The sequence below is a fragment of the Nocardia sp. NPDC051787 genome, assembly GCF_040681325.1.
Lineage (GTDB): Bacteria > Actinomycetota > Actinomycetes > Mycobacteriales > Mycobacteriaceae > Nocardia.
The window spans coordinates 49,313-57,984 of the sequence record NZ_JBFAYO010000039.1 but is presented as its reverse complement, the minus strand read 5'-3'; the positions used below and the strand labels follow the sequence as shown (position 1 = coordinate 57,984).

The 8,672-nt window shown below is 66.3% G+C and carries 8 protein-coding genes; 2 read left to right on the top strand and 6 right to left on the bottom strand.

The features are described 5' to 3' along the window. Positions 1 to 108 precede the first annotated feature (108 nt). A complete protein-coding gene (locus tag AB0M45_RS30145; protein WP_364336168.1) occupies positions 109 to 339 on the top strand; it encodes a hypothetical protein in 231 nt (76 codons plus the stop codon). A 235-nt stretch (positions 340 to 574) separates the two neighbouring features. On the opposite strand, the gene AB0M45_RS30140 is transcribed toward AB0M45_RS30145, so the two are convergent. From AB0M45_RS30140 to AB0M45_RS30130, 3 genes are all read right to left on the bottom strand, one after another. Beyond that, positions 575 to 1,108: a YbhB/YbcL family Raf kinase inhibitor-like protein gene (locus AB0M45_RS30140; protein WP_364336166.1), complete on the bottom strand. Its 534-nt coding sequence runs from the start codon at positions 1,106 to 1,108 to the stop codon at positions 575 to 577. Between the two features lie 21 nt (positions 1,109 to 1,129). Further along, positions 1,130 to 2,491: a M20/M25/M40 family metallo-hydrolase gene (locus AB0M45_RS30135; RefSeq protein ID WP_364336164.1), complete on the bottom strand. Its 1,362-nt coding sequence runs from the start codon at positions 2,489 to 2,491 to the stop codon at positions 1,130 to 1,132. A gap of 120 nt (positions 2,492 to 2,611) precedes the next feature. Next, positions 2,612 to 3,112, bottom strand: a complete 501-nt coding sequence (locus AB0M45_RS30130) for a GtrA family protein (protein ID WP_364336162.1) — start codon at positions 3,110 to 3,112, stop codon at positions 2,612 to 2,614. Positions 3,113 to 3,222: 110 nt separating this feature from the next. On the opposite strand from AB0M45_RS30130, the gene AB0M45_RS30125 reads away from it, so the two are divergent. Then, on the top strand, positions 3,223 to 5,613 hold the full coding sequence (locus AB0M45_RS30125) for a beta-ketoacyl synthase N-terminal-like domain-containing protein (RefSeq protein WP_364336160.1): 2,391 nt from the start codon (positions 3,223 to 3,225) through the stop codon (positions 5,611 to 5,613). A gap of 131 nt (positions 5,614 to 5,744) precedes the next feature. Here AB0M45_RS30125 and AB0M45_RS30120 read toward each other — a convergent pair whose 3' ends face one another. The 3 genes from AB0M45_RS30120 to AB0M45_RS30110 form a co-directional block, all read right to left on the bottom strand. Continuing rightward, on the bottom strand, positions 5,745 to 6,296 hold the full coding sequence (locus AB0M45_RS30120; RefSeq protein ID WP_364336158.1) for a hypothetical protein: 552 nt from the start codon (positions 6,294 to 6,296) through the stop codon (positions 5,745 to 5,747). A 271-nt stretch (positions 6,297 to 6,567) separates the two neighbouring features. Beyond that, positions 6,568 to 7,101, bottom strand: coding sequence for an SMI1/KNR4 family protein (locus AB0M45_RS30115; RefSeq protein WP_364336156.1), 534 nt, complete (start codon positions 7,099 to 7,101; stop codon positions 6,568 to 6,570). A gap of 213 nt (positions 7,102 to 7,314) precedes the next feature. Continuing rightward, positions 7,315 to 8,664, bottom strand: a complete 1,350-nt coding sequence (locus tag AB0M45_RS30110; protein WP_364336154.1) for a cytochrome P450 — start codon at positions 8,662 to 8,664, stop codon at positions 7,315 to 7,317. Between the last annotated feature and the right edge of the window lie 8 nt (positions 8,665 to 8,672).

Here is an 8,672-nt window from a genome sequence, read left to right as displayed (position 1 = left end):
GGCCACCATCCGCATCGCTGCCATCAACCAATGGCTCCGACACGGGTGAGAGCGGGCAACTGCCCACCCTCACCCACTTTCAAAACAGTGGCTAGTTGGGTCTGACCCATGTGCAAGACCGACGACGGCAACCATGGTCCAGCAGCAGCGCTGCCACTCGCGCTCGGCCTCTTGGCCGCCGTGCGACGGCATGTCTCGGACGTGAAAGGCGCTGGGCGGCAGTCACTGCTGTCGCTTGGAGCCGAAAGCGCAGAATTCGTCGGCTGGCTGTACCGCGATCCGGTTGATGGCTACACCGGAGGCCCTGTCCAGGCGCGAGTTGCGTTGCGCAGTGAGTGACTTCAACGCCGTCGAGATCGAGCTGGCCATGCTGGCTACGAAGATCGACCATGCCGTAGCAACTACTCTTCGTGGCCGCCGCCGTGTATCAAGGGTGTGGCACGCGGATGAGTGATGCGTACAACTGCCTGATAACACCTCACGGAAGGACGGCGGCTACCGTCAGATGTGTAGCAGCAGGAAAGCGCTGTGGCCCTGAGCGGTCCGCTCAGGGCCACAGGTCTGTGGTGGGAACCTACTTCTGTTCGTAGGTGCCGATGAGGGTGGCGCGGGCGAGGGTGTGGGAGAAGAGGTTGAAGCCTAGGTAGGCGGGGGTGGCGTTTTCGTCGATGCCGAGGCTTTCGACGTCGACGGCGTGGACGACGATGAAGTAGCGGTGCGGGCCGTGGCCGGGCGGCGGGGCGGCGCCGACGAAGCCGTGGAAGCCGCCGTCGTTGCGCAGGGTGATCGCGCCGGTGGGCAGGGCGCCGCCTTCCTCGCCGCTGCCGGCGCCGCTGGGCAGTGAGGTCACGGTGCCGGGGATGTCGGCGACGGCCCAGTGCCAGAAGCCGGACGCGGTGGGTGCGTCGGGGTCGTAGACGGTGACGGCGAAGCTCCTGGTTTCCGTGGGGAAGCCCGACCAGGACAGCTGCGGGGAGATGTCCTTGCCTCCCGCGCCGAAGACGCCGCTGACCTGATCGTTGTCGAGCGGCTGGCCGTCGGTCACGTCGGTCGAAGTGAGGGTGAACGACGGAACCTGGGGCAGTGCGTCGTAGGGGTTGTAGGTCATGGAACCTCTTTCCGGATCGGTTCAGCTGTGCAGGAGGAAGTGTTCCAGTACGCGGGTGCCGAATTCGAGCGCATCGACCGGTACCCGCTCGTCGACGCCGTGGAACAGGGCGGAGAAGTCCAGTTCCGGCGGCAGCTGCAGCGGTGCGAAACCGAAGCAGCGAATTCCCAAGCGGGCGAACGCTTTCGCGTCCGTGCCGCCGGAGAGCATGTAGGGCACCGTGCGGCCCAGCGGATCATGGGCGAGCACGGCGTTGTTCATCGCGTCGACCAGATCGCCGTCGAAAGTCGTCTCGTAGGAATCGAGTTTGGTGAGCCACTCGCGTTCGACGTCGGGGCCGATCAGCTCGTCCACTTCGAGTTCGAACGCGGCCTGCCGCCCGGGGACCACGCGGCAGTCCACCACCGCCTCCGCGGTCTGCGGGATGACGTTGGCCTTGTACCCGGCCTGCAACATGGTCGGATTCGCGGTGTCGCGCAGCGTCGCGCCGATGATGCGGGAGATGGTGCCCAGCTTTGCCAGCTGGCCTTCGATATCTGGGCTCGACGGGTCGAACTCGAGGCCGGTCTCTTCGGCGACGGCGGCCAGGAACGCGGTCACCGAATCCGAAAGCACGAGGGGGAAGGTGTGTTTGCCCAGTCGCGCCACCGCGTCGGCGAGGATGGTGACCGCGTTGTCCTCGTGCAGGAACGAGCCGTGGCCCGCGCGAGCCTTGGCGCGCAACCGCATCCAGCCGAGACCCTTCTCGGCGGTCTCCACCAGATACAACCTGCGTTCGGTGCCGTCGGGACGCGGAACGGTCAGCGAGAACCCGCCGACCTCCCCCACCGCCTCGGTGACGCCGTCGAACAGGTCGGGCCTGTTGTCCACCAGCCACTGCGAGCCCCATTTACCGCCGTTCTCCTCGTCGGCGAGGAACGCGAAGACCAGATCGCGTGGCGGTACCGTGCCCTCGAGCTTGAACTGGCGGGCCACCGCCAGCGTCATCCCGACCATGTCCTTCATATCGATCGCGCCGCGACCCCACACGTAGCCGTCGCGGACGGCACCGGAGAAGGGGTGCACACTCCAGTCGGCCGCCTGGGCGGGCACCACGTCCAGGTGCCCGTGGATCATCAGCGCGCCACGATTCCGATCCGCGCCTTCCAGCCGCGCGAAGACATTGCCGCGTCCCACGGCGCCGGACTCCACGTACTCGGTGACATATCCCGCTTGGTGCAGTTGGTCGGCCACCCACTGCGCACACTCACGCTCCCCCTTGGTGGTGGCCAGGTCGCCGGTGTTGGAGGTGTCGAAGCGGATCAGCGTGCTGACCAGCTCCACTACTTCCGACACCGCGCGGGTGTTTCGGTTCGGATCGATTCCTTCGCCAGTTGCGGACACGCTCCCTTTCCTACCACCCGGACGGTGGTGCGATCGCGCGGCCGGGGTGTCGCGTCGGGTCGCCGAGCCCGCACAGTGCGTGATCGCGCCCGACAGGGTTGTCATCAGGGTGATCGCAACTCATGCGCTGCCGCGGTCGACTTCCTCGGGGAAAACCACCCGCACGAACGCCCAAAAGCGGAACACCATGCCCAACGCGGTGCCGATCAGCTGCGCGGCGACGAAATCGGCCAGGTTCTGGGTGAATCGGGAGACTTCGGGCACCTCCAGGTGCAGCACATAACGCGAGACCCACAGCGGCGCGGTGTTGATCGCGACGGCCAGGAAACTGACCAGGTAGAACAGCGCGGCCTCGTGATGCCCGCGCCGTCCCCCGCGTGCGTCGAACGACCACTGTTTGTTCAGCACATACGACAGCGTGATCGCCGCGAGCACCGCGAGGACTTTGGCCGTGACCGGACGCGACTCCAGCACAGTGCTCTTCAGAGTCAGGAAAACCGCGGTGTCCAGCGTGAACGCGGCGATGCCCACGGAAGCGAATCGGATCAGTTCTCGACGCCGTGCCTCGCCCCCCAGCGCGGACGTCACCCATGCGAAAACGGGGCGTTCAGAAAACAGCACAGGTAAAGTTTCCGGCACATGTCCCGACCCCACAACAAGATCGGCAGATTCACCGCACCGCATGTTCGGGGACGTTCGGTCGATGGATCACGGGTAGGTGAGAAGGCAGCGTGAAGAAGTCCAAGCGGCGCACCCGTCACCAGCAGCAAGAGCGCGATACACAGGGGCGGGCCGCGGAGCCCATCGCCGTGGTCGGCATGAGCTGCCGCTTCGCCGGGGGTGCGGATTCGCCGGAAGCGTTGTGGCGCTTGCTGATCGAGGAGACCGACGCGATTGCCGACGCGCCGCCGCCGGGCCGGTGGTCCGGCGACTACCGCGATCCCGATCGGGCCGCCGCGGGCAAGGCGGTGTCGGTCGCCGGGGGCTATCTGCCGGATGTCGCGGGATTCGACGCCGAGTTCTTCGGGATCACCCCGCGCGAGGCGGCGGATATGGATCCGCAACAACGCTTGGCGCTGGAATTGGCCTGGGAAGCGTTCGAGGACGCGGGCATCCGGCCCGACCGGGCTCCGGAGACCGGCGTGTACTTCGCCAACAAGTTCAACGACTATCGCGCCGTCAAACTCGCTCGTGGCGCCACCGCCATCACTCCGTTCAGCAGTACCGGTGACGTCGAGGGCGTCATCGCCAACCGGGTCTCCTACTTCCTGGGTTTCGACGGGCCGAGCATGACCGTGAACGCCTCCTGCGCGGGGTCGCTGGTCGCGGTGCATCTGGCCTGCCAGGCGCTGCGGGCGGGTGAGAGCGCGCTGGCGGTCGCCGGTGGCGTGCAGCTGAACCTGATTCCAGAGACCGCTATCGGGCTCTCGGCGCTGGGCGTGCTGTCCCCGCGGGGCCGGTCCCGCACCTTCGACGCCTCCGCCGACGGCTACGTGCGCGGCGAGGGTGGTGCGGTGGTCGTGCTCAAACCGCTGGCGCAGGCGCTGCGCGACGGCGACCGCGTCTACTGCACGCTGCTGGGCAGTGCCACCAACAACAACGGCAACCACCGCTCCATGCCCGCGAGCAGCGCAGACGGACAGCGACAGCTCCTGCGGCGTGCGTGCGCGCGGGCGGGTGTCGACCCGATGACGATCGACTACGTCGAGGCGCACGGCACGGGCACCGCGGTCGGTGACCGCGCGGAACTGTCCGCGCTGGCCGAGGTTTATGGGGCCGGCCGCGCCCCCGATGCTCCGTTGACGGTCGGCTCGATCAAAACCAATATCGGGCACACCGAGGCGGCCGCGGGGATGGCGGGGCTGGTGAAGGTCGCACTCGCCCTGTCGCACGGCCGCATTCCGCGCAGTCTCCATTTCGACCGTGCACCAGGCGATTTCGACTTGCCGGCGGCTGGAGTGCGGGTTGCTGACACGGCATTGCCCTGGCCGCGGCACGACGGTCCGCCGCGCGCCGCTGTGAGCGCGTTCGGTTTCGGCGGCTCCAACGCCCATGTGATCGTCGAAGCCGCGCCGCAAGCCGCGCCGGTGATCGCTTCCGAGGTCCCGGAACGGTTGGTGGTGCTGTCCGCGCGCACCGAGGCCGCGTTGCGGGTGCACGCCCGCCGTCTGCGTGACCATCTCGTGGGCGGACCCGGCATCCTGCTCGGCGACCTCGCCCATACGCTCGCCGCGAGAACACCGTTCCGTCACCGGCTGTCGGTGGTAGCCGAGAACGTGGACCAAGTCGTCGAGTTCCTCGGCAGCTACCTCGACGGAGCTGATGATGCGGACAGTTCCGACGACAGGGAGAACGAGGTGCTGAGTCGAGTGCTGTCCGCGGCTCTATGTCCCGGCGCTGTGGGCCGGCGTGAGCTATTGGCGGCGGCGGGCATGCTGTTCCGGCGTGGCATCGAGCCCGACTGGACTGCCGTCAATCCACCGGGGCGTCCGATCTCACTGCCCACCTACCCATTTCAGCGGCATCGGCATTGGGCGACCCCGGAAGCTCGCGTTGAAGAAGTCGAAGCCGGTGACTTCGCCGGTAATCCGACTACTCCGAGGCGCGCGGTGAGCGAGCAGCGCACCGAGTCCGACATCGCGCAGAACGAGCCGTCAGCGAGTGCTTCCGTCGTGGTCGAAGCCGCTTTTCTCGATGGTGATTCGACATCGGTCGAGCGGCTTACCGAGTCCGGCGGACTACCGGATACCGTCGTGCCGGACGTCGCTGCGCTTGCCGTTGTGGTCACCAAGGAGCTGGCCGAAGTCGTGGGTATTGCAGCTGATCGCATCGACGCGCGCCAGAACTTCGATCAGCTCGGAATCGGCTCGGTGCATGCCGTGGAGTTCAGCGGTCGCCTCAGCGCTCGGCTCGGCATCGACGTCCCGGCCGCCATCATCTGGGGGTGCCCCACTGTCGAACTGCTGACCGCCGAACTGGGCGCCCGCCTCGCGCCCGCTATACCCACGGCGGAATCCGTACCCCGGCCCGCTGCCCGGGCTGCGGTTGCGCAGCCGATTCCGGACGAGGAAGCCCTGTCCACCGCCGAACTGCTGGCATTGAGCCGAGAACTTCTGGGCTGAATCATATTTCGGCGTAGAGCAGGGCCACGTTGCGTGTGGGCTGCGCGTCATCGGGTTCCGGTCGCAATCGCCGAAAATTTACACGAAATCGTGCCACAGCACGGCGGAGTGCCCCGGTGAATCCCGGTCGTTCACTTGGCGGGGGTGAAGAAATGCTGTTCGGCGTCCCGCAAGCTCGACAGGTACAGGGTGGTCACGTCTCCGCGCAGCGCGCGCAGCAGCAGGTTCGTTGCCGTCCCGGGGTGGATTTCCCACTGCCCGTAGCGCGCCGGTTCCACCGCGATCTGCCACTTGGAGGAGTCGGTGTCGTCGCGGGCGACCCAGTAGAAGTAGAAACCCAAACCCGAGCGACCCCAGAGGATGGGACGGACGCCGGGTTCATTGAAGATCAAAGGTTTGCTCTGGTCTTCGGGATCGTTCTGTTCCTCGTCTTCCCAGATGACCTCCAGGTCGCGCATCCGTTTGTGGTGGCAGCGAATCTGATCGTAGTTCGCGTTGACGGCGAACGGCCGGAGAAGGAGCGTGTCGTAGCCGATTCTGCCCGTACCGGTAGCGTTGATCAGCGCCCGGAAGTCGTCGGGGATCGTCGCTCCCAGGGCCTGGCTGGCCGCTTCCCAGTCGATCGGCGCGCCACGGCATGGTTCGAATCCAAGGATGTCGCGGATATCGTCGAGCTCGCTCAATCGTCTGCCGTTCTGTGGTGGGTCAGCGCGAACCGGTCCCGTCGGCTGGGGAGGTCAAGTGACGGGGGCTTGGTCGAGGCCATGCTCCCGTACAGGCTTCGGTCCCGCAACAGTCGGCGGAATTCTTGATACTCCCTTGAGACCCGGGAGTGCGCGGTAAGCACCACTGCATACAAGTCAGCCCCGCACGTCGGAGGCGGCGTGACATCCCCCATTTGATCATTTCGACCCGCGCTCAATGCGGCATGAGCGGATGCTCGCTGGGATGTGCCTATTCCGCGAAGTTGGCAATCATGTCGAGCTCGGCTACGAGGTAGCTGTACAAGTCCGGATAGATCGAGTCCGGTGGCAGCGGCACGGCCGCGCCGGTGGCGAGTTCATCCGATTTCCCGACGAACAGAAAGACAGTACCGCTGTAGCCGTTGTCGCTGGTCACCAACGGCTGATAGGCCGTGGCGTCGTTGGGCGCACCGATCTCCTCGCCCCATTCATCGTCCTCGAACCAGATCTGCGCGTGCACCAGGCCCGATTCCCAGCGAGGCCCCACACCGATGTCAGCGGTACCGAGCAAGGAGAAGAACAGATAGAAGTAGTCCCACCCGTCGGCTACTGACAGCAGTTCTCGATACTGCGGATCCAAGGGGCGACCGAGTCGTTGCTCGGCCGCGATCAGTTGCGCTTCTGTTGCACCGAGGTTGGGAGGAGTATCGTCCTCGAGGTCGCCCGTTTCCAGCAATCGCCGCTTCTGCGCGATGAACCGCTCGATCAGATCATGCCAGGCGTCCAGGCCCATCGGTGTACTCATTCCGCTCCCTTGACATGGTCTCGCTCGCCACAGGTTGGTCACCGGGCAACCAGTTGCGTACTCATCGGCAGTACCGGGCGTCAGCTGAGTTCGGCGTCACCCGCCCCACCATCTACCGCCGCCTCGGCAAGACCGGCACAGGTGCAGAGACTGGCCGACATGCAGGTGACCGGCGAGCCGGTTCCGGCCTGGCCGTCCCGGACTCGGTCCCGGTCAGGCCGTTACGGGTTCGGTGACGCGGCGGACCGGTCGGATGCGGATGCCGAACTCCGGTCGCAGGTTGACCGAAGCCAGCGGCACCACCGGATGGGTGCCGTCGAGCTCGAGGCGGAAACGCTGCACCGTCATAGCCAGGATCAGCACCATCTCCGTCATCGACATGTCCTTGCCGAGGCAGATGCGTGGACCACCGGAGAACGGGAAGAACGCGTACTTGTGCCGCTCGGCCACTTCTCGGTCGGTGAAACGCTCCGGGCGGAACTGCTCCGGGTCGTCCCACAGCCGCTTGTCGCGGTGAATGTAGTACATGCACAAGGTGACTCGCGCACCGGCCGGGACGTGGTAGCCGCTGATCTCGTCGTCGGCGATCGGTGTGCGTTCCACGATCCAGGCGGGCGGATACAGGCGCATGGTTTCCTCGATGACCATGCGGCAGTAGCTCAGCTGCCCCAGATCGGCGAAGGTCGGGGTCCGGTCACCGATCGCGGCGCGCACCTCCTCGGCCAGCCGCTCCTGGGCCTCCGGGTGCGCGGCCAGCAGGTAACACGCCCACGACAGCGCGTTCGCCGGGGACTCGTGGCCCGCTACGAGCAGGGTCTTGATCTCGTTGAGCAGATCCTCCTCGCGCATGCCCTGGCCGCCCTCGTCGCGGGCACGCACCAGCGCGGTGAGCACGTCGCTGGTGTCGGCGCCGCGGCGGCGCTCCTCGATCAGATGCCGTACCACGTCGTCGAGTTCGCCGACCTTGCGCGCGACCCGCCGCGCCTCGGGGGTCGGGAAGGACTGCGGCAGTTTCACCGGCGCGTTCACCCGCTTCATGATCAACGCGAACGCCGCCCGCATCGCGTCGGTCACCTGGGTGGTGCCGGTGGACAGGTCGATGCTGAACAGGATCCGGCCGGTGACCGCGAGCAGCAGCTTGACGTAGTCGTCATAGATGTCGCGGAATTCACCGGCGGCCGCGTCCCAGCTGTCGAGCATCGCCGCGGCGCTGTCGGTGATGTCGTCGGCGAAACCCTTGACGTGCGAATGGGAGAACGCCGGTGAGATGAGTTTGCGCTGCTTGCGCCAGTACTCCAGGTTGTTGGTGGTCAGCTGCCCTTCGCCGAGCAGGATGCTGAACTCGTCGTAGATCGGACTCTTGCGGTAGTTGGTGTAGTTGTCCTTGAGCACGTACTCGGCCATCGCCGGGTCCGCCACGAGGTAGACCAGCATCGGGCCCGCTTTGACCCGCACGACGTCGCCGTAGCCGTCCAGCAGCTCGCCCACCGTGGCGAGCGGGTCCTTCGCTAATTTCGGCAGCATGCGTCCGGTTTCCACCAGCCCTGGCCCGGGTGCTTTCATGATCCGAC

Bases quoted from the DNA above. Each gene is read 5' to 3' on its own strand.
- AB0M45_RS30145 (WP_364336168.1), top strand. From the start codon at position 109: ATGTGCAAGACCGACGACGGCAACCATGGTCCAGCAGCAGCGCTGCCA.
- AB0M45_RS30140 (WP_364336166.1), bottom strand. From the start codon at position 1,108: ATGACCTACAACCCCTACGACGCACTGCCCCAGGTTCCGTCGTTCACC.
- AB0M45_RS30115 (WP_364336156.1), bottom strand. From the start codon at position 7,101: ATGAGTACACCGATGGGCCTGGACGCCTGGCATGATCTGATCGAGCGG.
- AB0M45_RS30110 (WP_364336154.1), bottom strand. From the start codon at position 8,664: ATGAAAGCACCCGGGCCAGGGCTGGTGGAAACCGGACGCATGCTGCCG.